The organism is Leifsonia sp. 115AMFTsu3.1, assembly GCF_004362795.1.
GTDB lineage: Bacteria > Actinomycetota > Actinomycetes > Actinomycetales > Microbacteriaceae > Leifsonia.
In genome coordinates this window covers 429,453-452,325 of sequence record NZ_SNYB01000001.1, presented here as the reverse complement: position 1 = coordinate 452,325, position 22,873 = coordinate 429,453, and the positions used below count along the sequence as shown (strand labels likewise).

At 70.3% G+C, this 22,873-nt stretch carries 23 protein-coding genes; 17 read left to right on the top strand and 6 right to left on the bottom strand.

Features of this window, described 5'->3' with window-relative positions:
- Window positions 1-36: 36 nt before the first annotated feature.
- The 3 genes from AXZ95_RS02310 to AXZ95_RS02300 are packed head-to-tail and all read right to left on the bottom strand — an operon-like array spanning window position 37 to window position 3,863.
- Entirely contained in the window at window positions 37-1,761 is a 1,725-nt protein-coding gene (locus AXZ95_RS02310; protein WP_018189381.1) for an alpha-glucosidase, read from the bottom strand.
- Window positions 1,762-1,770: 9 nt separating this feature from the next.
- Complete coding sequence (locus tag AXZ95_RS02305; RefSeq protein WP_018189380.1) at window positions 1,771-2,679, bottom strand: Gfo/Idh/MocA family oxidoreductase; 909 nt, start codon at window positions 2,677-2,679, stop codon at window positions 1,771-1,773.
- Entirely contained in the window at window positions 2,676-3,863 is a 1,188-nt protein-coding gene (locus AXZ95_RS02300; RefSeq protein WP_018189379.1) for an ROK family transcriptional regulator, read from the bottom strand. Before AXZ95_RS02300 ends, AXZ95_RS02305 begins: the two co-directional genes overlap by 4 nt.
- A gap of 164 nt (window positions 3,864-4,027) precedes the next feature.
- Between AXZ95_RS02300 and AXZ95_RS02295 the strand changes: the two genes are divergently transcribed.
- The 13 genes from AXZ95_RS02295 to AXZ95_RS02235 all read left to right on the top strand — a co-directional run bounded on the left by AXZ95_RS02295 (window position 4,028) and on the right by AXZ95_RS02235 (window position 16,573).
- A complete protein-coding gene (locus tag AXZ95_RS02295) occupies window positions 4,028-4,780 on the top strand; it encodes an amino acid ABC transporter ATP-binding protein (protein WP_018189378.1) in 753 nt (250 codons plus the stop codon).
- A 73-nt stretch (window positions 4,781-4,853) separates the two neighbouring features.
- The gene (locus tag AXZ95_RS02290; protein ID WP_018189377.1) at window positions 4,854-5,792 is read left to right on the top strand and encodes a glutamate ABC transporter substrate-binding protein; all 939 of its coding nucleotides are present in this window, start codon (window positions 4,854-4,856) and stop codon (window positions 5,790-5,792) included.
- A 111-nt stretch (window positions 5,793-5,903) separates the two neighbouring features.
- Window positions 5,904-6,548 carry an amino acid ABC transporter permease gene (locus AXZ95_RS02285; RefSeq protein WP_018189376.1) on the top strand — a complete coding sequence of 215 codons (645 nt, stop codon included), beginning with the start codon at window positions 5,904-5,906 and terminating at the stop codon, window positions 6,546-6,548.
- The gene (locus AXZ95_RS02280) at window positions 6,545-7,498 is read left to right on the top strand and encodes an amino acid ABC transporter permease (RefSeq protein WP_018189375.1); all 954 of its coding nucleotides are present in this window, start codon (window positions 6,545-6,547) and stop codon (window positions 7,496-7,498) included. The genes AXZ95_RS02285 and AXZ95_RS02280 overlap by 4 nt, the downstream gene beginning before the upstream one ends.
- Entirely contained in the window at window positions 7,491-8,507 is a 1,017-nt protein-coding gene (locus AXZ95_RS02275) for an asparaginase (protein WP_018189374.1), read from the top strand. The genes AXZ95_RS02280 and AXZ95_RS02275 overlap by 8 nt, the downstream gene beginning before the upstream one ends.
- Window positions 8,504-9,259 (top strand): copper homeostasis protein CutC, encoded by a 756-nt coding sequence (locus AXZ95_RS02270; RefSeq protein WP_018189373.1) that lies wholly within the window; start codon window positions 8,504-8,506, stop codon window positions 9,257-9,259. The genes AXZ95_RS02275 and AXZ95_RS02270 overlap by 4 nt, the downstream gene beginning before the upstream one ends.
- A complete protein-coding gene (locus tag AXZ95_RS02265; RefSeq protein WP_018189372.1) occupies window positions 9,256-10,158 on the top strand; it encodes an ROK family protein in 903 nt (300 codons plus the stop codon). The genes AXZ95_RS02270 and AXZ95_RS02265 overlap by 4 nt, the downstream gene beginning before the upstream one ends.
- 88 nt (window positions 10,159-10,246) lie before the next feature.
- Window positions 10,247-11,749: an FUSC family protein gene (locus AXZ95_RS02260; RefSeq protein WP_018189371.1), complete on the top strand. Its 1,503-nt coding sequence runs from the start codon at window positions 10,247-10,249 to the stop codon at window positions 11,747-11,749.
- Between the two features lie 108 nt (window positions 11,750-11,857).
- Window positions 11,858-12,331: a MarR family transcriptional regulator gene (locus AXZ95_RS02255; protein WP_196802416.1), complete on the top strand. Its 474-nt coding sequence runs from the start codon at window positions 11,858-11,860 to the stop codon at window positions 12,329-12,331.
- Window positions 12,331-12,753, top strand: a complete 423-nt coding sequence (locus AXZ95_RS02250) for an organic hydroperoxide resistance protein (RefSeq protein ID WP_018189369.1) — start codon at window positions 12,331-12,333, stop codon at window positions 12,751-12,753. The genes AXZ95_RS02255 and AXZ95_RS02250 overlap by 1 nt, the downstream gene beginning before the upstream one ends.
- 21 nt (window positions 12,754-12,774) lie before the next feature.
- Window positions 12,775-13,752, top strand: a complete 978-nt coding sequence (locus AXZ95_RS02245; protein WP_026307012.1) for a zinc-binding dehydrogenase — start codon at window positions 12,775-12,777, stop codon at window positions 13,750-13,752.
- A 62-nt stretch (window positions 13,753-13,814) separates the two neighbouring features.
- Window positions 13,815-15,953, top strand: coding sequence for a S9 family peptidase (locus tag AXZ95_RS02240; RefSeq protein ID WP_018189367.1), 2,139 nt, complete (start codon window positions 13,815-13,817; stop codon window positions 15,951-15,953).
- Window positions 15,954-15,955: 2 nt separating this feature from the next.
- Window positions 15,956-16,573, top strand: a complete 618-nt coding sequence (locus AXZ95_RS02235) for a GyrI-like domain-containing protein (RefSeq protein ID WP_043742134.1) — start codon at window positions 15,956-15,958, stop codon at window positions 16,571-16,573.
- 12 nt (window positions 16,574-16,585) lie between these two features.
- Here AXZ95_RS02235 and AXZ95_RS02230 read toward each other — a convergent pair whose 3' ends face one another.
- Window positions 16,586-17,410: an aldo/keto reductase gene (locus AXZ95_RS02230; protein ID WP_018189365.1), complete on the bottom strand. Its 825-nt coding sequence runs from the start codon at window positions 17,408-17,410 to the stop codon at window positions 16,586-16,588.
- A 58-nt stretch (window positions 17,411-17,468) separates the two neighbouring features.
- On the opposite strand from AXZ95_RS02230, the gene AXZ95_RS02225 reads away from it, so the two are divergent.
- Both AXZ95_RS02225 and AXZ95_RS02220 read left to right on the top strand, forming a co-directional pair.
- Window positions 17,469-18,011 carry a type 1 glutamine amidotransferase domain-containing protein gene (locus AXZ95_RS02225; RefSeq protein WP_018189364.1) on the top strand — a complete coding sequence of 181 codons (543 nt, stop codon included), beginning with the start codon at window positions 17,469-17,471 and terminating at the stop codon, window positions 18,009-18,011.
- 104 nt (window positions 18,012-18,115) lie between these two features.
- On the top strand, window positions 18,116-18,397 hold the full coding sequence (locus AXZ95_RS02220; RefSeq protein WP_018189363.1) for a hypothetical protein: 282 nt from the start codon (window positions 18,116-18,118) through the stop codon (window positions 18,395-18,397).
- Between the two features lie 55 nt (window positions 18,398-18,452).
- On the opposite strand, the gene AXZ95_RS02215 is transcribed toward AXZ95_RS02220, so the two are convergent.
- A complete protein-coding gene (locus AXZ95_RS02215; RefSeq protein WP_018189362.1) occupies window positions 18,453-18,863 on the bottom strand; it encodes a hypothetical protein in 411 nt (136 codons plus the stop codon).
- Between the two features lie 147 nt (window positions 18,864-19,010).
- On the opposite strand from AXZ95_RS02215, the gene AXZ95_RS02210 reads away from it, so the two are divergent.
- Both AXZ95_RS02210 and AXZ95_RS02205 read left to right on the top strand, forming a co-directional pair.
- Window positions 19,011-20,159: a zinc-dependent alcohol dehydrogenase gene (locus AXZ95_RS02210; protein WP_026307011.1), complete on the top strand. Its 1,149-nt coding sequence runs from the start codon at window positions 19,011-19,013 to the stop codon at window positions 20,157-20,159.
- Between the two features lie 24 nt (window positions 20,160-20,183).
- Entirely contained in the window at window positions 20,184-20,750 is a 567-nt protein-coding gene (locus AXZ95_RS02205; RefSeq protein ID WP_018189360.1) for a hypothetical protein, read from the top strand.
- Between the two features lie 143 nt (window positions 20,751-20,893).
- On the opposite strand, the gene AXZ95_RS02200 is transcribed toward AXZ95_RS02205, so the two are convergent.
- The gene (locus AXZ95_RS02200; RefSeq protein WP_018189359.1) at window positions 20,894-22,873 is read right to left on the bottom strand and encodes an ABC transporter ATP-binding protein; all 1,980 of its coding nucleotides are present in this window, start codon (window positions 22,871-22,873) and stop codon (window positions 20,894-20,896) included.

The window sequence follows — 22,873 nt, the reverse complement described above, 5'->3', positions numbered from 1 at the left end:
GCGCGCCGCCCGCGCAAGGACGACCTGTCGCGAGACTCAGCCCCGGGAGTAGACCACGGCCTCCCAGGGGCGGAGCGATCCGCTCGTCGCCTCGGTCGCGGATCCCAGGTTGGAGAGCACCAGTTCGGCCGCAGGCGCATCGTCGCCACCGACCGCCCAGGCGGGAAGCTGCGCGGCATCGAATGTCGCCGGCTCGCTGCTGAGGTTCGCGAGCACAAGCAACGACCGGTCGCTGAGGCTGCGGGTGTATGCGAAGACCTGGGGATGCTCCGGCAGCACGAGCGCATAGTCTCCGATCGCGACGACCTCCGACCTGTGGCGCAGGTCGATGAGCGCGCGGTAGTGGGCGAACACCGAGTCGGGATCGGCCACCTCGGCTTCGGCGTTGATCTCGGCCGCGTTCGGGTTGACCGTGATCCACGGCGTCCCGGTGGTGAAGCCGGCGTGCGGGCCGGACGTCCACTGCATCGGAGTGCGGGCGTTGTCGCGGCTGGTCCGCCGCAGCGCCGCCAGCACCTCCTCCGCGGGTGCGCCCAGGATGTCGACGGCTTCCGCGTAGTGATTCAGCGACTCGATGTCGCGGAAGTCCTCGATCGAGGAGAACGGGACGTTCGTCATCCCGAGCTCCTCTCCCTGGTAGACGTACGGCGTGCCGCGCATCAGGTGCAGGACCGTCCCGAGCGCCTTCGCCGACGGGATGCGGTGCTCGCCGTCGTCGCCGAACCGGCTGACGACGCGCGGCTGGTCGTGGTTGTTCCAGTACAGGCTGTTCCAGCCGAGGTCGGCGAGTCCTTCCTGCCACGTGGAGAGGTTGCGCTTGAGGTCGAGCACGCTGAGCGGCCGGTGATCCCACTTGCCGCCCGGTCCGTGGTCGAGGTCGACGTGCTCGAACTGGAACACCATGTCGAGCTCACCGTTGCGGGGGTCCGTGAAGCGTCGGGCCTGCTCGATGTCGACGCCCGGCATCTCGCCGACCGTCAGGTACCGGTCATCGCGGCCGGCGAACACGCGCTCGTGCATCTCGTGCAGGAACTCGTGGATGCGCGGGCCCTGCGCGAAGTACGGGTACGCGTCGCCGTAGAGGGCGCCCTCCGGGACAACCCCGTCGGGCAGCGAGGTGACCTTGGAGATGAAGTTGATGACGTCCATCCGGAAGCCGTCGACCCCGCGGTCGAGCCACCAGTTCATCATCTCGTAGACCGCGTCGCGGACCTCCGGGTTCTCCCAGTTGAGGTCCGGCTGCTTGCGCGAGAACAGGTGCAGGTAGTACTCGCCGGTCTGCGGGTCGAGCTGCCAGGCCGGCCCGGAGAAGAAGGAGCCCCAATTGTTCGGCTCCGCGCCCTGCTCGCCCGGCTGCTTGCCCTCGCGAGCGGGACGCCACCAGTACCAGTCGCGCTTGGGGTTGTCGGTGGAGGACGCCGACTCGATGAACCACGGATGCTCATCGGACGTGTGATTGACGACGAGGTCCATGACCAGCTTCATGCCGCGCGCGTGCATCCCCTCCAGCAGTTCGTCGAAGTCGTCGAACGTGCCGAACAGCGGGTCGATCGCGCGGTAGTCGCTGATGTCGTAGCCGTTGTCGTCGTGCGGGGACGCGTAGATCGGCGAGAGCCAGACCACGTCGACGCCGAGTTCGTTCAGGTAGTCGAGGTGCTCGATCACCCCGCGCAGGTCACCGATCCCGTCTCCGTCGCTGTCCGCGAAGCTGCGCGGATAGACCTGATAGACGACCGCCGACTGCCACCACTTGTCGCTCACGCGCCCACCCTACCGGGGCAGCAGGATGCGTCGCCCGGTGCGCGCGGACTCCCGCGCCGCGACGGCCACACGCAGTGCCTCGACCGCCGAGGAGACGGGTCCTCGGGTGGTCGGCACGCCCGCGGTCACGCAGTCGAGGAAGTAGCGCGCCTGCGCGGCGAACGCGTCGCCCGCCTCCGGCTCCGCCGCATCCACCCCCGTGTCGCCGACGACCTCGAACGTCGTGCGGAACGGCTGGCCCTCCGGGAGGTCGGACACGCTGAGCACCTGTGCGACGCCGCCGCCCTCGTACTCGATCGTCGTGGTGACGGGGACGCCGAAGCCCGCACCCGCCGACGGGATGCTGGTCACGCCGACAGCGCGACCCAGGTAGGCGGACGCCTGGTCGATGTCGTGGATGGCGAAGTCGACGAGCATGCCGCCGGACCGCGATTCGTCCTCGAGCCAGTCGTAGCCGATCGGCGCCGCCGAGACCCGCGACGCGCGCACCACGCGGGGACGGCCGACGGTGCCCGCTGTGACGCGCTCCGCCAGCGCCGCGTATCCGGGGAAGAACCGGACGACGTGCGCGACCATCAGCGTCCCGCGCGCCCTGCCAGCCGCGGCCTCCACGCGCTCGGCGTCCTCCACAGTGAGCGCGATGGGCTTCTCCAGCAGCACGTGACGGCCCGCCTCGAGCGCCTGGATGGCCAGATCGGCGTGCGATGGCGTGGGAGTGCAGACCGAGACGATGGTGACGGCGGGGTCGTCGAGCGCCTCCTCCAGCCGGGTGGCCCAGCGGGCGTCGGGCGCCTCCGGGAGATCCGGACGCCGGCGCGGCGACACCGCGTAGAGCACCGGGACGTCGTTCGTCGCCCATGCCGCCGCGTGCGCCCGGCCCATCCGGCCGGCGCCGACGATGGCGACGGCCTGGGTCATCGGACGACGAGGTCGACGCGCGCGGGGTCGAACACCGAGTCGAGGATGAGCCGCCCGGCCCCGCGGATGCCCGCCTGCTCTTTGGCGACGCTCACCGCGATGTCGAGTTGGTCGGTGATCATCGGCAGGCAGTCCGAGTAAATGGCGGAGCGCACCCCGGCGACGAACGCCTCGGCCTCCCCCAGGATGCCGCCGAGCACCAGGCGCTGCGGGTTGAAGAAGTTCATGATGGTCGCCAGGACGCCGCCGGTGCGGAGGCCCGCCTCCCGGAGCTCCTGTGTTGCGCGTGGATGCGCGTCCCTGGCGAGCGCGAGCACCTCGCGGGTGTCGGAGATCTCGACGCCGGAGGACCGCAGTGCCTGGACGATGGCGGCGCCGCCGGCCACCGCATCAAGGCAGCCGATCCGGCCGCAGGAGCAGAGCACGGCTGGGGCGCCGGGGACGGTGACGTGGCTGATGTCGCCCGCCATGCCGTGGTGACCGTGGTAGACGCCGCCGAAGGCGACGATGCCGCAGCCGATGCTCGATCCCGCCTTCACGAACACGAGCTCGCCGACGTCGCCGCCCAGGGTGTCATACTCGCCGAGCGCCATCAGGTTGGCGTCGTTGTCCGCCGCGGCGGGGAGGCCGGTGATCGCGGAGAGCTCGGCCGCTACATCCACACCGTTCCAGCCGGGCATGCGCGAGGGCGACACCATGCGACCGGTGGTGGAGTCGACGGGGCCGGGGAGTCCGATGCCGAACCCGCGGAGCGTCTGGCCCGGCTGCGCGTGCGCCTCCGTCAGCTCGGCGCCGACCTCGGCGATCCAGCGGAGCACGGCGGCAGGGCCGGTGGAGATGTCCATCGGCTCGGTCCGGGAGGCGAGCACGCGCCCGCTCAGATCGATGAGCCCGAAGGTGGCGTGGTGAGAGCCGAGGTCTGCGGCGCAGACGACACCCGTGGACGCATCCACTTCGAGGGCGCGCGGGCGGCGACCGCCGTGGGAGACGCCCGCACCCGCCTCGCGGAGGTAGCCAGCGGCGATGAGGGCGTCGACGCGCTGCGAGACCGTCGAGGGCGAGAGGCCGGTGCTGCGGGCGAGATCCGCCCGCGACCGGGACCGGCCGGAGCGGACGAGCTCCAGGATGCCGCCAGGAGTGCCCGGTCCGGTCAGGACGGGCGCCCCCTCCATCGTGCTCGTCATCGCGGCATCCCCTCTGCGGCGATGGGCCTGCTGCCCGCCGTCTTGCGTCGAGAATACTGTACCGACTTCGTTCGATTTCGGATTAACTAATTTCGATATTGCGATCAACGGTCGATACTTAGTACGCTCATCGAAACCTTCCCGACGACGATGCGAGGACCCCGATGACAGCAACCGACGCCCGGCCGATGGTGAGCCTGCGCGCGGTCGACAAGCACTTCGGCGACCTCCACGTGCTGCAGAACATCGACCTCGACGTCGCCGAGCGCGAGGTCGTCGTGGTCATCGGGCCGTCCGGGTCCGGCAAGTCGACGCTGTGCCGTTCCATCAACCGCCTGGAGACCATCGACTCCGGCGAGATCCGCGTCGACGGCGAGCTGCTGCCGGAAGAGGGCGCGCCGCTCGCCAAGCTCCGCGCCGAGGTCGGGATGGTGTTCCAGTCGTTCAACCTGTTCGCCCACCGGACGATCCTCGACAACGTCACCCTCGCTCCCCTCAAGGTGCGCAAGCTCGGCAAGGATGCCGCACGCGCCCAGGCGATGGAGCTGCTCGACCGGGTCGGCATCGCCGACAAGGCGGACAGCCACCCGGCCCAGCTCTCCGGCGGCCAGCAGCAGCGCGCGGCCATCGCCCGCGCTCTCGCCATGCAGCCGAAGGTCATGCTCTTCGACGAGCCGACCAGCGCCCTCGACCCCGAGATGGTCGGCGAGGTGCTCGACGTCATGACCTCCCTCGCGAAGGAGGGCATGACGATGATCGTCGTCACCCACGAGATGGGCTTCGCCCGCCGCGCCGCCGACCGCGTCGTCTTCATGGACCGCGGGCAGATCGTCGAGCAGGCCGCCCCAGCACAGTTCTTCGACTCCCCCGCCACCGAGCGGGCGAAGTCGTTCCTGGCCTCCGTGCTCTCGCACTAGCACCCGCACCGCACGAGGCCGCGCACCACCGTTCCACATCACACCGAAGTCCAATCAGAAAGGGATGCATCCCATGACCCGCAGCATCCGCAGGAAGAGCGCCGTCGCCGGCGTCCTGCTCGCGGCCGTGACGCTCGCCGTCACCGCCTGCTCCGGCAACACGGCACTGCCCGGCAGCGACGCGAGCTCGACCGCGTCGGGGGACTCCGTCCTCGCCGGCGCCCCCGTCGCGAAGGCCGACCTCATCCTCTCCGGCTCGACCATGGAGAAGATCAAGAAGCGCGGCAAGCTCATCGTCGCCGAGGCGCTCGACGCCCCGCTGCTCTCGCAGCAGGACCCGACCGACCCGCAGAAGGTCAACGGTTTCGACGCCGAGCTGGCCAAGCTGCTGGCGATCTACATCATCGGCAAGCCGAACGTCGAGATCGTTCCGCCGGCCTCCGAGACCCGCGAGGCGATGCTGCAGAACGACACGGTCGACGTCGTCTTCAACACCTACACGATCACCGAGGAGCGGGCCAAGCAGGTCGACTTCGCCGGCCCCTACTTCGAGTCCGGTCTTGCGGTCGCGGTCAAGAGCGACAACAAGGACATCAAGAGCTACAAGGACCTCGACGGCAAGAACGTGATCGTCGGCGCCAACACGCCGGCCGTCACCGAGGTGCCGAAGATCGCCCCGAAGGCGACGGTCACCGCGTTCGGCACCGACCCGGCCGCCGTCCAGGCGCTCATCCAGGGCCGCGGCGACGCCTACGTTCAGGACTACACGCTCCTCGCGAGCGACGCCGCCAGCGAGAAGCAGATCAAGGTCGTCGGGCAGCCCTTCACCAAGGAGCCGTACGGCATCGGCCTGAAGCACGGTGACGACGACTTCAAGAAGTTCGTCAACGAGTGGCTGAAGACCATCCAGAAGGACGGCCAGTGGGGCAAGGCGTGGAAGACCACGCTCGGCACCGTGACCGACTCGGACATCCCGACGCCGCCGGAGATCGGGTCGGTTCCCGGCTCCTGATCCGACCGCACCAGACCGGCCGGATGCGCGCGAGAGGCACCCACACAGGCCCGCGCGCATCCGGCCCCCCAGTCCCCGACCGCCACTCCCCGACCACTCGACGAGAGAACGATGAACCCCCTGATCGACAACCTCGGGCCGCTGGCCCAGGCACTCGGCACCACGCTGCTGATGGCCGTGGTGGCCGGCGTCGGCTCCATCGTGCTCGGCGTGCTGGTCACGATCGCCCGCGTCAGCCCCATCCCGGTGCTGCGCGCGGCTGCGTTCCTGTACGTCCAGTTCTTCATCAACGTCCCGCTGCTGGCCCTGCTGCTGCTCGCGGTGTTCGCCCTGCCGGATGCGGGCATCCTTCTCCCGCTGACCCCGACCGCGATCATCGTGCTCACCGTCTACGAGGCGGCGTACGTCGCCGAGGCGGTGCGATCGGGTGTGAACACCGTCCCCGTCGGCCAGGTCGAGGCCTCCCGTGCGCTCGGCCTCACCCTGTGGCAGTCACTGCGCTACGTCGTCGTCCCGCAGGCGCTGCGCGCCGTCGTGCAGCCCATCGGCAACGTCATGATCGCGCTCGCCATGAACACGGCCCTCGCCGCGGCCGTCGGCGTCGTCGAGCTCACGGCCGAGGTCAACAAGGTCAACCTCGTCGCCGCGCAGCCCATCCTGATCTTCTCCAGCGCCGGACTCATCTACATGGCCATCGCCCTCGCCATCGGCCTCGCCGCCGGCTGGGTCGAGCGGAAGGTGGCGATCGCCCGATGACCGCACAGCTCATCCCGGACCGGCCGGTTCCCGCCCGCGCCCGGCGCCAGAAGCGTCAGTACGGCGCCTCCTTCATCTACGACGTTCCCGGCCCGCGCGGCCGTCGCAACATCCTCATCGGGTCGATCGTCAGCGTCGTCGTCTTCGCTGCGATCGTCGGCCTGGGGCTCTGGCAGTTCGCCGCCCACGGCCAGCTCGCACCGGAGCGCTGGGCGCCGTTCACCGAGTGGGCCATCTGGCAGTACCTGCTGGTCGGTCTGCTCGGGACGCTGGAGGCGGCGGCGATCGTCGCGGTGCTCGGCGCTGCGCTCGGAACCGTGCTGGCGCTCGGCCGGGTCAGCCAGGTGCGCTGGGTCCGCTTCGTCTGCGGGCTCTACATCGAGATCGCCCGTACCGTCCCGGTACTTCTGGTCATCTACCTGATGCTGTTCGGCCTCCCGCAGATCGGCATCAACCTTCCGACGCTCTGGAAGCTGGTCGTGCCGCTCACCATCGCGAACGCCGCGGTGTTCGCGGAGATCATCCGAGCCGGCATCCTCAGCCTGCCGCGCGGACAGCGCGAGGCGGCCCTCAGCCTCGGGATGCGTCCGGTCCAGGCGATGACGTACGTGGTGCTCCCCCAGGCGGTGCGCAACGTCACGCCGTCGCTCGTGACCCAGTTCGTCAGCCTCCTCAAGGACACCTCGCTCGGCTACATCGTCGCGTTCACCGAACTGCTGTACCGCGGGCAGGTGCTCGCCTCATACCTGCACCTGCTCATCCCCACCTACGTCGCGGTGACGGTGATCTACCTCGTCGTCAACGGCAGCCTCTCGGCCTTCGCGTCGCGGCTGCAGCGCGGCTCGCGCCGGCGCACTTCACCGCAGCCGGTCCTCCCGACGCTCCCCGCCGTCGTCGCCGTCGAGCACGTCGACGACGGCACCGATTCCACGAAAGCCGACCATGTCTGACGCCCCCACCGTCTCCGTCCGCACCGCCGACTCCACCACCGGACTCGCCGAGCTGGCCGTCGTGCGGCGTTCCGGGCTCATCGAGAGCCGGCACTTCGGGAGCCTCGTGGCGCTCGACCCCGCGGGCAACCCGCTGATCGAGCTCGGCGACCCGGATGCCGTGGTGCTGCCGCGCAGCACCGTGAAGCCGCTGCAGGCCCTCGGCTGCCTGACCGCTGGCGCGCCACTGGCCGGTCCGGAGCTCGCCATCGCTGCGGGCAGCCACACGGGCGAGGACGAGCACGTCCGGCTGGTGCGCGAGCTGCTGACCCGCGCGGGCGTCGACGACGCTGCGCTCGGCTGCCCCGTCGACCGGCCCGAGGACGAGGCGACGTTCGAGCGGATGCTGCGCGACGGCGAGGGACGCTCGCGCGTGCGGATGAACTGCTCCGGCAAGCACGCCGCGATGCTCCTCGCCGCGGCGACCAACGGGTGGCCGACCGACGGCTACCTCGAGCCGGAGCATCCGCTGCAGCAGCACATCCGCGCCACCATGGCGGAGCTGACCGGCGTGCCGGTCGGGCACGATGCGATCGACGGCTGCGGCGCACCGCTCTTCGGCACGAGCGTCCGCGGGATCGCGCGCGCCTTCGGCCGGCTGGTGCAGGCGGAGCCGGGCGCGCCCGAGCGCGCCGTCGCCGACGCGATGCGCGAGCACCCCTATTACGTCGGCGGCACGGGCCACCAGAACACGACGCTCATGGAGACGGTCCCCGGAGCGCTCGCCAAGGGCGGCGCCGAGGGCGTGATCGGAGTCGCGGCAGCGGACGGCACGGCGGTCGCCATGAAGATCGTGGATGGCAGCCCCCGGGCGACGACTCTTATCGCGCTCCGCGTGCTCGAGGCGCTCGGGACCCCGATCGCGGACGCGCGCGCGCTCACCGACCTCCCCGTGCTGGGCGGCGGCGTCCCGGTCGGTGCGATCGAGCTCGGCGCGGACCTCACGGCCGCGCTGGAGCGCCTCGCGTGACCGTCGTCGAGATCTGCCTCGACGACCTCGCCGGCGTCCGGGTGGCCGAGGAGGCCGGCGCCGACCGGATCGAGCTGTGCGCGGCGCTGGGCGAAGGCGGCATCACGCCGTCCATCGGCACGGTCGCAGGAGCGCTGCGCGCGGCGACGCGGATCGGCATCCAGGTACTCATCCGCCAGCGGCCGGGCGACTTCGTGTACGACGACGATGAGTTGCAGGCGATGGTGGACGACATCCACTCGATCCGTGCGCTCCCCAATCCCTCGGGCGTCGTCCTGGGCTTCGTCGTCGGAGCCCTGCGCGCCGACGGACGGGTGAACGTGGATGCGACCCGCCGCCTGGTGGCCGCGTGCGGCGATGCGCCGGTGACCTTCCACAAGGCGTTCGACCAAGTCGCCGACCGGGCGGAGGCGCTGCAGCAGCTCGCCGATCTCGGCGTGACACGCGTGCTGACCTCGGCCGGTGCCGCGACAGCGCTGGACGGCGCGGACGAGCTCACGCGACTGGTGGAGCTCGCCGGTGACCGGGTGACGATCCTCGCGGGCGGCGGCGTCCGTCCCGCCAACGTCGCCGAGGTCGTGCGGCGGACCGGCGTCGCGGAGGTCCATCTGCGGGCACCGCGGGCGGTCGCGACTCCCGGCGCGGGCGCCCCGACGGCGTACGACTCGGGCGAACGCGACGTCACCTCGGCCGAGGTGGTCCGCGCCGTGGTCGCGGCCGTCCGCGACACGGCGAGCGAGCAGTCCGCATGAGCGGCCTCCCGGTCGTCCTGGCCGTCGACCTCGGCGGTACTGCGATGAAGGGCGCGGTCGTCCGCGAGGACGGCGCGACCGTGACGGAGACGACGCTCGCGACCCCGACGGACGGCATCCTCACCGCGCTCGTCGGCCTGCTCGGCGAGCTGCGCCGAACCGCGGCCGACAACGGTCACGACGTCGTCGGCGCGGGCGTCGCCACTCCGGGGATGCTCGACGAGCAGCGCGGTCTGGTGCACTACGCGTCCAACCTCGGCTGGCGTGACGTGCCCCTCCTCGACATCCTCCGATCCGAGCTGCACCTGCCGGTGGCGGTCGGTCACGACGTGCGTGCCGCCGGGCTCGCGGAGCGCAACAGCGGGGCCGCGCGCGGCTTCGGCGACTTCGCCCTCGTGCCGATCGGCACCGGGGTCGCGGCCGCTCTCGTCTCGTCCGGCGGCGCCGTGACCGGCGCGACCGGCGCCGCCGGCGAGTTCGGCCACATCCCCGTCATCCCGAACGGCGAACCGTGCACCTGTGGCCAGCGCGGCTGCCTCGAGGTGTACATGTCCGGCGCGGGCGTGGCCCGGCGGTACCGGGCGGCAGGCGGAGACGCCCTCAGCACCCGGCGCATCGTCGAGCGGCTCGGGGTCGACCCGCTCGCCGACCGCATCTGGTCGGAGGCGCTCGACGTACTCGCCCAGGGCCTGAACATCCTGACCCTGCTGCTCGATCCCGGACTGATCGTGCTCGGCGGCGGTGTCTCGCACGCCGGCGATGCCCTGTTCGAGCCGCTCGGAGAACGGATGTCGGCTGGGCTGGCATGGCGAGAACGGCCGCCGGTGGTTCAGAGCGCTCTCGGTGGCGACGCCGGTCGTGCCGGGGCTGCCCTGCTGGCTTTCGACGCGGCTCGCTGAGCGTTCCGCGCTGAGCCGGGCTGAGCTCCGCCTGCCGGCCTCCGCCGCGCCGTCCACGGCTCCTCCGACGCGGTGAGAGGATGTGCCGGTGGGCACGCGGCAGATCGGCGCCATCCTGGCGGACGGGACGACTGCGCTCGTCGCCACCGCCGCTGCCGCCGCCGCGTGCGCGACCGTGTGGTGGCTCGGGTCCCTGCTGGCGGGCGGCTCGATCGCGGGCGTGACGAGTGCCGCGGTGCTGGCGACGGTCGTGGCGCTCAGCCTCGGCCGGCGAACCTTCGCATCGCGGTCCGAGTTCGCACGCTCGGCGGTCGTACTGCCGTTCGTCGGACTCGTGGCGGGAGGCGTCGGATGGCTGCTCGTCGTCGCTCCTCTCGTGGGCGCGGCGCTCTTCGTCGCCGGGATGAGCGTGCCGATCTGGCTCCGGCGGTTCGGTCCCCGCCTCTCGCGGCTGGGAGCCCTGGTCGCCCTGCCGTTCACCGCGATGCTGATCGCGCCGGTGTCGCCCGTCTCCGGCCAGCCGGGATGGGTCACGACGCTGCTCGTCCTGCTCGCCGGTGTGATCGCAACCGTATGGGTGGCCGTCGCCCGCGAGATCCTGCGCCTGCTGCCGGTGCGGCGGCAGGAGGCCGCACCGGCCGACCCTGCTCCGTCGGCGGCCCGCGGCGCTGCGACCGGATCGGGCCGGGCGCGTCTGCCCGCGAGCACCCGGATGGCGATCCAGCTCGCCGTCGCGCTCACCGCCGCCTTCCTCCTCGGCTGGCTGCTCTTTCCAGAGCATGCGATGTGGGTGGTGCTGACCGCCTTCCTGGTGTGCTCGGGCAACCGAGGGCGCGGGGACGTCGTGCACAAGAGCGCCCTCCGAGTGGTGGGGGCCCTCGCCGGAACGATCGCTGCCGTCGCGTTGACCGCTGCCGCCCCGCACGCCTCCGGTTTCGGCGGCGTCGTCATCATCTTCGTCGCGCTCTTCGTCGGCACCTGGCTGCGCGCATACAGCTACGCCTTCTGGGCACTCACCGTGACGCTCGTCCTGACGCTTCTTCAGCAGCTGACCGGGACGGCGTCGCTCACCGGCGAGACCGGGATGCTGGCCGAGCGGATGCTGGCGATCGTCCTCGGCGCCGCGCTGGGCATCGCCGCCAGTTGGTTCGTGCTGCCCGTGCGCAGCATCGACGTCCTGCGGCGCCGGCTGTCGGAGCTGCTGACGACGGTCGGGGCGGCGATCGCGGTGCCGTCAGACGACGAGGAGGAGCGGACCCGCGCGGTCGCCGCCGTGCGGGCGTCAGCGGCCCGCGTCGAGCAACTGGCACCTGCGCACCGCGCGCGTCGGATGCTCCGTCGCCCAGGTCGAGGTGTCGGCCCGGCGGGCACCTCCCCCGCCGTGCTGCCGATCGACTGCATCGACGCCGCCGCCGAGCTGCCGGGCGCCCTGGACAAGCACCTCTCCCGACGCGGGCCGGAGGACGCCGACCGTGCGCTCACAGCGGTCAAGCGCGCCCGCGCGAGCCTCGCATCCCCTCCGGAGCTCGCCCGCGTCCGCGCGGCCCTCGTCGCCCTCGCGGCCGCGCTGCGCGCATCCCCCGCCCCCTGACCCTCCGTGGGTCGCAACACGCCGTTATCCGCTCCGCATAACGGCGTGTCGCGTCCCATGGCCACGCATTAAATTGTGCACAACTTTATTGTGTGCAACTATTAGCTCATGCCGGTGACCGATGAGATGGTGTGCTTCTCGCTCTACGCCGCCACGCGTGCCACCACGCAGGCGTACCGTACGCTCCTCGAGCCCTGGGGGCTCACCTACCCGCAGTACCTCGTCCTCATCACCCTCTGGGTCGAGGGCGAGCAGACCGTCGGGTCGCTGGGCGAACACCTGCAGCTCGACTCGGGGACGCTGTCCCCGCTGCTGCGGCGGATGGAGCAGTCCGGTCTCGTCCGGCGCGAACGCCGCGCGGGCGACGAGCGCGTCGTGACGGTGACGCTCGGCGATCGCGGCCGGGAGCTGCGCTCGGAGCTCGCCCACATCCCCGCCCGGATCGCGGCAGGCACCGGCCTGCCCGACCAGCAGGCGGCGGGCGCCCTCATCGACACCCTCCACCGGCTCACGGAGACCATGCACGCTGCAGCGCAGCCGCAGGCCCCCGCGCACAACAGAACACCCTCCGAAAGGAACTGATGAACGTCCTCTACACCGCAGAAGCCCTGTCGACCGGCGCCGGCCGCGACGGCCGTGTCGCCACCAGCGACGGCTCGTTCGCCCTCGACCTCGCCGTCCCCAAGGAGATGGGCGGATCGGGAGCCGGCACCAACCCCGAGCAGCTGTTCGCCGCCGGGTACGCGGCCTGCTTCCACTCGGCGCTGCAGGCGGTCGCCCGCAGCCAGAAGGTGAAGCTCGACGGCTCGTCGGTCGGAGGCCGTGTGGAGATCGGCCCGAACGGCGACGGCGGCTACCAGCTCGCCGTGCTGCTCGAGGTCGTCCTGCCCGGGATCGAGGCCGAGCAGGCCCAGGCCCTCGCGGACGCGGCGCACCACGTGTGCCCCTACTCCAACGCTACGCGCGGCAACATCGACGTCACCATCACGGTTTCGGAGGACTGAGCCGTGACAGACGCCACCACGATGCGCGCCCTGGTCCACCACGAGTTCGGCGACCCCGCCGAGGTGCTCGCGGTCGAAGAGCGCCCCCTCCCCCAGCCGGGTGCGGGAGAGGTCCGCGTGCGGATGCTGCTCTCGCCCATCCACAACCACGACCTGTGGACCGTGCGCGGCACCTACGGCTTCAAGCCCGACCTTCCCGCGCAGGCCGGCACCGAGGCACTCGGCGTCGTCGATGCGGTCGGCGAGGGCGTCGAGCAGCTCACGGTCGGCCAGCGGGTCGTCACCGGCGGCACGTTCGGCGTGTGGGCCGAGTATTTCGTCACCCGGGCCGCGGGCCTCATCCCCGTGCCCGATGGGCTCCCCGACGAGTCCGCCGCCCAGCTGGTGTCGATGCCGTTCAGCGCGATCAGCCTGCTCGATTCGCTCGGACTGAGCGAGGGCGACTGGCTCATCCAGAACGCCGCGAACGGCGCCGTCGGCCGGATGGTCGCCCAGCTCGGCGCCGCACGCGGGCTCAACGTCGTCGGCCTCGTCCGGCGGTCCGCCGGCGTGGAGGAGCTGCGCGCCCAGGGCATCGAGCGCGTCGTCGCGACCGACGACACCGGATGGCGCGACCGGCTCGCCGAGATCACCGGGGGCGCACCGATCAGCGCGGGCGTCGACTCCGTCGGCGGCTCGTCGGCAGGGGATGTGCTCTCCACGCTCGCCGAGAACGGCACCCTGGTCGTGTTCGGCGCGATGGCGTCTCCCACCCTCGAGCTCGCCTCGGGCGACATCATCTTCAAGCAGGCCACGGTCAAGGGCTTCTGGGGCAGCGTCGTCAGCCGCGAGATGCCGGCCGACCAGCGCGGGCGGCTCTTCCAGGAGCTGTTCGCCCGCCTCCAGGACGGCACGCTGACCCTCCCGGTCGCAGGCGTCCACGGGCTGGACGACATCGCCGGAGCCGTCGCCGCGAGCGGCGAGGCCGGACGCGTCGGCAAGGTGCTGCTGCGCCCCTGACGATGGCCGCGGCGACGGCCGCGACCGCGTGCGGGGTGGGCACCGCCCGATAGCCTGGGCACATGCTCACCCCGCCGGTCACCGCCAAGAAGCCCGTCGAACGCATCCACCACGGCGACGTCTACGTCGACGATTACGAGTGGCTGCGCGAGAAGGACGACCAGGCGGTCATCACGCATCTCCACGAGGAGAACGCGTACACCAACGCCCGCACCGAGCACCTCGCTCTGCTCCGCGAGCAGATCTTCGACGAGATCAAGGCGCGCACCCGCGAGACCGACCTGAGCGTGCCGGTCCGCGAGGGCGACTGGTGGTATTACACCCGCACGGTCGAGGGCAAGCAGTACGGCATCCACTGCCGGGCTCCCATCGCCTCCGCCGACGACTGGGTTCCCCCGACGCTCGATGAGGCGGCCCAGCGCAACGGCCTCCCGGGCGAGCAGATCCTGCTCGACGACAACGCCGAGGCCGAAGGATACGACTTCTACGCGCTCGGCAGCTTCGACGTGAGCGCCGACGGCACGCGCCTGCTCTGGGCCGTCGACACCGAGGGCGACGAGCGCTACACGCTCCGCGTCCGCTCGCTCATCGACGACGGCGTGACCTTCCCCGATGAGATCGAGGGGACCGCGGGCGGCGCGCTGTTCGACCAGACCGGCGCCTACATCTTCTACACGACGGTGGATGAGTCCTGGCGCCCCGACACCGTCTGGCGCCACCGGGTGGGCGACGCTCCTGCGGTCCCTGACACGCAGGTCTTCCACGAACCGGACGAGCGCTACTGGATCGGCGTCGGCCTGACCCGCAGCCGGCGCTTCCTGGTCATCGAGGCCGGCTCGAACATCACCAGCGAGGCGTGGCTGCTCCGCTCCGACGACCCCACCGGCGAGTTCCGCGTGGTCTGGCCGCGGAAGGAGGGCGTCGAGTACGACGTCGAACACGCCATCGTCGGCGGCCACGACCGCCTCCTCATCGTCCACAACGACGGCGCCATCAACTTCGAGCTCGTCAGCGTCTCGGCCGACGACCCCCAGGGGCCCCGCCGGGTGCTCCTCGCGCACGATCCGGCCGTGCGCATCGAGGGCGTCGATGCGTTCCGCGACTTCGTCAGCGTCGAGTACCGCCGCGAGGGGATGACGCGGGTCGCCGTCGCCTGCGTGCCCGATCCGAACAGTGAGCAGCCGGCGGACGACACCCCGCACGAGCTGCACTTCGACGAGGAGCTCTTCACCGTCGGGGTCGGCGGCAACCCGGAGTGGACGCAGCCGTTCCTGCGCCTCGGCTACGGCAGCTTCGTGACGCCCTCAACGGTGTACGACTACGACGTCCGCACCCGCGAGCTCGCCCTGCGCAAGCAGCAGCCGGTGCTCGGGGCGTTCGACGCCTCCCTGTTCGAGCAGCGCCGGGAGTGGGCGACGGCACCCGACGGCGCGCGCGTCCCGATCTCGCTCGTCTACCGCCGCGACCTCGTTACGCCCGGTGAGCCGGCCCCGCTCGTGCTCTACGGCTACGGCTCGTACGAGGCGAGCATGGATCCGTCGTTCAGCATCCCGCGCCTCAGCCTCCTCGACCGCGGCGTCGTGTTCGCCATCGCGCATGTCCGCGGCGGCGGCGAACTGGGCCGGCTCTGGTACGAGAACGGCAAGAAGCTCCACAAGAAGAACACCTTCACCGACTTCGTGGCCGCCGCCCGCCACCTCGTCGACCGTGGATGGACGGATCCGTCGCGCATGGCGGCGCAGGGCGGGAGCGCCGGCGGCCTGCTCATGGGCGCCGTGGCGAACCTGGCGCCCCGCGACTTCGCCGGGATCCTCGCCGAGGTGCCCTTCGTCGATCCGCTCACCAGCATCCTCGACCCGTCCCTGCCGCTCACCGTCATCGAGTGGGACGAGTGGGGCGACCCTCTGCACGATCCGGAGGTCTACGACTACATGAAGTCGTACTCGCCGCTCGAGAATGTGCACGCGACGCACTACCCGCGCATCCTCGCCATCACGAGCCTCAACGACACCCGCGTGCTCTACGTCGAGCCGGCGAAATGGGTGGCGAAGCTGCGCGAGGTGGATGCGGACCCGCTGCTCAAGATCGAGATGGCCGCCGGCCACGGCGGGGTCTCCGGGCGGTACGCCGCCTGGCGCGAGCGGGCGTTCGCGCTGGCGTGGCTCCTCGATGTCGTCGGGGCGCATCCATCGGGCGAGTGACCGTGAAGACCGACCTGAAGAAGGAGCTGGGGCTCTATGCTCCCCGGCGCGGGCGCTTCGAGGTCGTCACCGTTCCGCCGCTGCGCTACCTGATGGTGGACGGTCACGGCGACCCGAACACCTCGGACGAGTATCGCGATGCGGTTCAGACGATCTTCCCGCTCGCCTACGCGCTGAAGTTCCTCAGCAAGCGCAGCCTCGACCGCGACTACACGGTCATGCCGTTGGAGGCGCTGTGGTGGGCGGACGACATGGCGGCGTTCACGAGCGCCCGCAACAAGTCTCAGTGGCGCTGGACCGTGCTCAACCTCGTCCCCGACTGGATCACGGACGCGCACGTCGAGGAGGCGACGGCGACCGTGCGAAGCAAGGGCGGCGCCCCGCGCCTGGACGAGCTGCGCGTCGAGACGCTCGACGAAGGGCTGAGTGTGCAGATCCTCCACGTCGGCTCCTACGACGACGAGGCGCCCGTGCTGGCGGAGCTGCACGACGTGTTCATCCCGGAAGCGGGGCTACGGATGACCGGCCGCCACCACGAGATCTACCTGAGCGACGCCCGGAGGACGGCGCAGGAGAAGCTGCGGACGATCCTGCGCCAGCCGGTCAGCCGAGTCGACTAGGACGCAGCGGGCTCAGCCCAGGTCGTCCGGGTCCTTGCCCGTGCGCTCCCCCGACTCGAGCGTTGCGATCGCGGCCAGATCCTCCGCATCCAGTTCGAACGCGAAGACGTCGATGTTCGACCGGATGCGCTCCGGCGATGTCGACTTGGGGATGACCACGTTTCCGAGCTGCAGCTGCCACCGGATCACCACCTGCGCCGGCGTCACTCCGTGCTTCGCGGCGAGCACGTCGAGGACGGGGTCGCCGAGCACCCGGCCGCGCGCCAGCGGCGACCACGCCTCCGTCACGATCCCGTGGGACGCGTCATACGCGCGCACCTCGGCCTGCGGGAGCCAGGGATGCAGCTCCACCTGGTTCACCGCGGGCACCGTGCCGGTCTCGCGCGCCAGCCGGTCGAGGTGATGGATGTGGAAGTTCGCCACTCCGATCGACCGCGCGCGACCCTCCTCCCGCACCCGCTCCAGGGCGCGCCAGGTCTCCACGTACCGGTCACTACGCGGCGCCGGCCAGTGGATGAGGAACAGGTCGATCGTGTCGAAGCCGAGTCGCTCGAGGCTGGCGTCGAACGACCGCAGCGTCGAGTCGTAACCGTTCTCGGTCCACCACACCTTGCTCGTGACGAACACGTCCGACCGGTCGATCCCGCTGCGCCGCACGCCCTCGCCGACCCCGCGCTCGTTCTCGTAGAACGCCGCCGTGTCGATGTGGCGGTAGCCCGCCTCCAGCGCCGTCACCACCGCCTCCGCCGTCTCGGCCTCCGGGATCTTGTACACGCCGAAGCCCAGCTGCGGGATGGTGTTGCCGTCGTTGAGAGTCAGCTGCGGGATGCTCGCCATGGGTTCATTCTGCCGTGCCCCCGGCGTACAGGTGGGGCATCGGAAGGAGACCAACAACATGGCATTGACCAACAAGACGATCGCGTTCCTGGTGGGCCCCGAGGGCATCGAGCAGGCCGAGCTCGTGCAGCCCTGGCAGGCGGTGACAGAGGCGGGCGGCACGCCCAAGCTCGTGTCGAAGGACGAGGGCGAGGTGCAGGCGTTCAACCACCTGACGCCGGCCGACACCTTCCCCGTGGATGTGACCCTCGGCTCTGCGAGCGCCGACCAGTTCGACGCCCTCGTGCTGCCGGGCGGTGTCGCCAACGGCGACCAGGTGCGCACGTTCCCCGAAGCCGTGTCGCTGGTGAAGGACTTCGCCGCCGCAGGGAAACCCATCGCCGTGATCTGCCACGGCGGCTGGGTGCTGATCGAGGCGGGCGTCGTGGGCGGCCGGACACTGACCAGCTGGCCGAGCCTGCAGACGGACTACCGCAACGCCGGGGCGACCTGGGTCGACGAGGAGGTCGTGGTCGACGACGGCCCGTTCACCCTCGTCTCGTCGCGCAAGCCCGACGACCTGGACGCCTTCGACCGCGAGCTCGTGAAGGCCTTCGAGTAGAGCCGCGTGAACGTTCCCTGGCAATGGCCTCCGAGCCGGTTGCGGTCGGCCGGAGTGCGCGGGAACGTAGTCGACTCCTGGACCATCGATAGGAAGGAGAGCACATGCTCACCCTCACCGAGAACGCCAGCACCATCGTCAAGACGCTGACCGACCAGTCCCCGGACGACTCCGCGGGTCTGCGGATCAGCAGCAGCAACCCCGACAACACCGCGTTCGCCGCGGCGGTCACCCCGGAGCCGGACCCTTCGGACCAGGTGGTCGAGTCGGGCGGCGCCCGCATCTTCCTTGAGACGCAGGCGGCCGAGGTCCTCGACGACAAGGTGCTCGATGCACAGGTCGACGACCAGGGAGCCGTCAGCTTCGCGATCGGCGTCACCGCTTAACGCGGCGCGACGCGACGAAGGCCCGGAGCCGCTCGGCTCCGGGCCTTCGTGCGTCTCAGGCCTGTCTGCTCGCGTCGGCTTCGGGCTCGGCCTCGGCCTCGGCCTCGGCCTCGGCGGACGGTTCCGGAAGGGCGTCGGCGACGATGGGATGCGGCGCCGTCCGGTCGTCGGGGAGTCCCCACAGAGCCTCGCCCTTGCCCGCATCCAGCAGGAATTCCACCGCCAGCGTCCACAGCGGCACGATCTTCATCGGCGGGATGTCCTCCTCGCCCGGGAAGTGCGCCGCGAAATGGACCTCGGGCTCACCTCGGAGCGGCTCCGCCGCGGCGACCAGACCGTAGTAGTTCTCGTCGTCGACAACGCGCCACCGTCCGGTCTGCCCGTGCTCGGGCTCCAGCTTCACCGTGTACCCGCCGTAGGAGAAGTCGGGTCCGGGAGGCAGGGAGGCGCGCTCGTCTTTCGTCATGTCCCCGTTGTACGGCGCTCCGACCCGCTCGGCAACTCGTTCACTTGCCTAGCAAAAAGGTGTAGGGCTACACCGCCCCTCCCGGCTGTCAACTCCTCGATTCACTCGTGCATCCGGCATGAAGTGGGTCGGGACGAGAGGAGAGCCATGTTGGCGATGACGTACCGCGGCCCGTACAAGGTCCGCGTGGAGGAGAAGGACCGACCCACAATCGAGCACCCGGGAGACGCCATCGTCCGGGTCACGCTGGCCGCGATCTGCGGATCCGACCTGCACCTCTACCACGGCATGATGCCGGACACCCGGATCGGCCACACGTTCGGCCACGAGTTCATCGGGGTGGTCGACGAAGTCGGGCCGGACGTCGAGACGCTGAAGGTCGGCGACCGGGTGATGGTGCCGTTCAACATCTTCTGCGGCACCTGCTACTTCTGCCAGCGGGGGCTCTACTCCAACTGCCACAACGTGAACCCGAACGCCACCGCGGTCGGGGGAATCTACGGCTATTCGCACACGACCGGCGGCTACGACGGCGGCCAGGCCGAGTACGTCCGGGTCCCGCTCGCCGATGTCGGGCCGACGATCATCCCGGACTGGATGTCGGACGAGGACGCCGTCACGCTCACGGACGCCCTCCCCACCGGCTACTTCGGCGCCCAGCTCGGTGACATCGTCGAGGGCGACACGGTCGTCGTGTTCGGTGCCGGCCCGGTGGGCCTGTACGCCGCGAAGTCGTCGTGGCTGATGGGCGCCGGCCGGGTCATCGTGGTCGACCACCTCGACTACCGGCTGGCCAAGGCGCGCGAGTTCGCGCACGCCGAGACGTACAACTTCGTCGAGCTGGGGGATGTGGTGCTCGCGCTCAAGCGGGCGACCGACGGTCTCGGCGCGGACGTCGTCATCGACGCGGTGGGTGCGGAGGCCGACGGCGCTGCGCTGCAGCACATCACCGCCTCCAAGCTGAAGCTGCAGGGCGGTTCCCCGATCGCGCTGAACTGGGCGATCGACTCCGTGCGCAAGGGCGGCACGATCTCCGTGATGGGGGCGTACGGCCCGCTGTTCAGCGCGGTGAAGTTCGGCGACGCCATGAACAAGGGCCTCACCATCCACACCAACCAGTGCCCGGTGAAACGTCAGTGGCCCCGCCTGTTCGAGCATGTCCGGAACGGATACCTCACGCCGTCGGACATCGTCACCCACCGCATCCCCCTGGAGCACATCGCGGAGGGGTACCACCTGTTTTCGTCGAAGCTCGACGGGATCATCAAGCCGCTCGTCGTGCCGAGCGCCGCGTAACCACGGATCGAGGGAGGACAGCAGATGCCGTACGTCGCCACAGATCACACGAAGAAGTACGACCCGGAGGAGCTCCGCAGGCGCATCCCCGGCTGGGGAGTCGACAGCGACCCGGCCGACCGGCCGTCGCATCCGCGGGAGCGTCTCGACCTGGAGCCGCCCGGTGCGCACTGGGAGATCCCGGAGCAGCAACAGCCCGTACAGGGGCGAGAGCGCTCGATCGAGCACACCCGGATGACGCCGGTGTTCGGAACGGCTCAACCGCTCCACGGCGTCTCGGGCGCGATCCGCCGCTTCGCCTACGACCGCTACAGCGAGGGGCAGACCGCGCACTGGCTGCTGCTCGTGCTGGGCGACCGGGTGGAGTCGGTGGGCGCACATGTGAAGTCGCTCGCGTCCCGCCGGCCCGACGACCCGATCACGGAGTCGGGCGTCCTGGGCGAGGCAGGCCACCATGCCGTGTCGTCGCGGTTCGGGGTTCGCCGCGCGGACGTGAAGCACACGTGGCTCGACCCGATCATCGTGGTGGGGCCGTGGGTACTCGCCGGAGTGTTCGCCATCCGTACGGTGGCGAAGATCGCCCGACGCTAGGTGCGATCGACCGCTGAACAGTTCGGTCTAGCCGCACGCCGCGGCACCGGTGTCAACGAGAGTGACCCGGTGCCGCGGTGGTTGTTCACTGGTGTCCGGCGCGCGGACCGCCCCAACCCCGCTAGGCGGTCCGCGCGCCACCCTTACGGGGCGGCGACCTCTTCGGGCATGCCTGCCTCATCCTGCTGGTCGACCTCTGCCCCCGCGTCGTCGCCGCGGAACTGCGTCATGTACAGGTCGTAGTACGCCCCGCGCCGCTCGAGAAGCGTTGCGTGGTCGCCCTGCTCGACGATCCGGCCGTGCTCCATCACGAGGATGGTGTGCGCGTCGCGGATGGTGGACAGGCGGTGCGCGATGACGAACGAGGTCCGGTCGGTGCGCAGCGCCGCCATCGCGTGCTGGACGAGCAGCTCTGTACGGGTGTCGACCGAGGAGGTGGCCTCGTCGAGGATCAGCAGCGACGGGTTCGCGATGAACGCCCGCGCGATGGTGATGAGCTGGCGCTCACCGGCCGAGACGTTGCCGCCCTCCGCGTCGATCACCGTGTCGTAGCCGTCGGGCAGCTGCCGGACGAACCGGTCGACCATGGTGGCCTTCGCCGCCTCGATCACCTCGTCGTCGGTCGCCTCGAGGCGCCCGTACCGGATGTTCTCGCGGATGGTCCCCGAGAACAGCCATGCGTCCTGCAGCACCATTCCGACCTGGCCGCGGAGTTCATCCCGCGACAGGTGCGTTGTGTCGATGCCGTCGAGGCGGATGGTGCCGCCGTTCAGCTCGTAGAAACGCATGATCAGGTTGACGAGCGTGGTCTTGCCCGCTCCCGTCGGACCGACGATCGCGACCGTGCTGCCCGGCTGGACGCTGAGCGACAGGTCTTGGATCAGCGGCGTCTCGGGGTCGTACGAGAAGTCCACCGTGTCGAGCTCCACCCGGCCGTCCGCACGTTCCGGGAGGTGCTGCGTCGGCGTCTCGGGCATCTGCTCCTCCGAGTCCAGGAACTCGAACGTCCGCTCGGCCGAGGCGACACCCGACTGCAGCATGTTGGCCATGCCGGCGATCTGCCCGATCGGCTGCGAGAACTCGCGGGAGTACTGGATGAACGCGGTGGCGTCTCCGATGGTCAGCGTGCGCCCGGCGACCATCAGGCCGCCGACGACCGCGATGAGCACGTAGGAGAGGTAGGAGACGAAGTTCATCGCCGGCATGATGCTGCCCGAGACGAACTGCGCGCCGACCTGCGCCCGGTGCAGCTTCGAGTTGCGCTCGTCGAACTCGCCGAGCATGACCTCGTCGCGGCCGAAGGCGCGCACCAGGTCGAGACCGGAGTAGGACTCCTCGATGTGGCCGTTGAGCGAACCGGTCGAAGCCCACTGCGCGGTGAAGAGCTTCTGCGAGCGCGAGCCGATCACCCCGGCGATCACACCGGAGAGTGGGATGGAGATCAGCGCGATCAGCGCGAGCTGCCACGACACGATGAACATCATGATCCCGATGCCGATGACCATCAGCACGGACTGGATCAGCTGCGAGAACGCCTGCTGCAGAGCCGTCTGGATGTTGTCGACGTCGTTGGTCACGCGGGACATGAGGTCTCCGCGCTGCCGGGTGTCGAAGTAGCTCAGCGGGAGGCGGTTGAGCTTCGACTCCACGTCCTTGCGCAGCCCATAGACCACGCGCATGACGAGGGCGTTGAGCAGGTAGCCCTGCCACCACTGCAGCAGCGACGCGACCAAGTACATCGTGAGAACGATGAGCAGGAGGCGCCCGAGCTCCGTGAAGTCGATGCCCTGCTTCGTGACGTAGATGCCGTTGAAGATGACGTTGGTCGCGTCACCGAGGATCTTCGGCGCGATGACGACGAGCACGACCGACACGACCGTGAGAAGGGTGACCCAGGCCATCCCGAGCCACTCGGGCTTGAGGAGTCCCATGAGCCGCTTGAACGACGGCCAGAAGTTCTCCGCCTTCTTCGCCGGTGCTCCGCCGAACATGTCGCCGTCGGCTTCGGTGGGCGTGAAGTCGTATTCCTCCTCGAGCTCGTCGAGGACGATGTCCTTCGCGGTCGGGTTCTGCCCCTCCTCGGGGCGTCCGCCGCGCTTCTTGCGTTCTGTGGTCCGTGCCAT

Coding starts and splice junctions, on each gene's coding strand:
- AXZ95_RS02225 (WP_018189364.1), top strand. CDS start 17,469: ATGGCATTGACCAACAAGACGATCGCGTTCCTGGTGGGCCCCGAGGGC.
- AXZ95_RS02285 (WP_018189376.1), top strand. CDS start 5,904: ATGAACCCCCTGATCGACAACCTCGGGCCGCTGGCCCAGGCACTCGGC.
- AXZ95_RS02300 (WP_018189379.1), bottom strand. CDS start 3,863: ATGACGAGCACGATGGAGGGGGCGCCCGTCCTGACCGGACCGGGCACT.
- AXZ95_RS02215 (WP_018189362.1), bottom strand. CDS start 18,863: ATGACGAAAGACGAGCGCGCCTCCCTGCCTCCCGGACCCGACTTCTCC.
- AXZ95_RS02200 (WP_018189359.1), bottom strand. CDS start 22,873: ATGGCACGGACCACAGAACGCAAGAAGCGCGGCGGACGCCCCGAGGAG.
- AXZ95_RS02305 (WP_018189380.1), bottom strand. CDS start 2,679: ATGACCCAGGCCGTCGCCATCGTCGGCGCCGGCCGGATGGGCCGGGCG.
- AXZ95_RS02295 (WP_018189378.1), top strand. CDS start 4,028: ATGACAGCAACCGACGCCCGGCCGATGGTGAGCCTGCGCGCGGTCGAC.
- AXZ95_RS02245 (WP_026307012.1), top strand. CDS start 12,775: ATGCGCGCCCTGGTCCACCACGAGTTCGGCGACCCCGCCGAGGTGCTC.
- AXZ95_RS02280 (WP_018189375.1), top strand. CDS start 6,545: ATGACCGCACAGCTCATCCCGGACCGGCCGGTTCCCGCCCGCGCCCGG.
- AXZ95_RS02220 (WP_018189363.1), top strand. CDS start 18,116: ATGCTCACCCTCACCGAGAACGCCAGCACCATCGTCAAGACGCTGACC.
- AXZ95_RS02290 (WP_018189377.1), top strand. CDS start 4,854: ATGACCCGCAGCATCCGCAGGAAGAGCGCCGTCGCCGGCGTCCTGCTC.
- AXZ95_RS02265 (WP_018189372.1), top strand. CDS start 9,256: ATGAGCGGCCTCCCGGTCGTCCTGGCCGTCGACCTCGGCGGTACTGCG.
- AXZ95_RS02255 (WP_196802416.1), top strand. CDS start 11,858: ATGCCGGTGACCGATGAGATGGTGTGCTTCTCGCTCTACGCCGCCACG.
- AXZ95_RS02205 (WP_018189360.1), top strand. CDS start 20,184: ATGCCGTACGTCGCCACAGATCACACGAAGAAGTACGACCCGGAGGAG.
- AXZ95_RS02240 (WP_018189367.1), top strand. CDS start 13,815: ATGCTCACCCCGCCGGTCACCGCCAAGAAGCCCGTCGAACGCATCCAC.
- AXZ95_RS02210 (WP_026307011.1), top strand. CDS start 19,011: ATGTTGGCGATGACGTACCGCGGCCCGTACAAGGTCCGCGTGGAGGAG.
- AXZ95_RS02250 (WP_018189369.1), top strand. CDS start 12,331: ATGAACGTCCTCTACACCGCAGAAGCCCTGTCGACCGGCGCCGGCCGC.
- AXZ95_RS02275 (WP_018189374.1), top strand. CDS start 7,491: ATGTCTGACGCCCCCACCGTCTCCGTCCGCACCGCCGACTCCACCACC.
- AXZ95_RS02230 (WP_018189365.1), bottom strand. CDS start 17,410: ATGGCGAGCATCCCGCAGCTGACTCTCAACGACGGCAACACCATCCCG.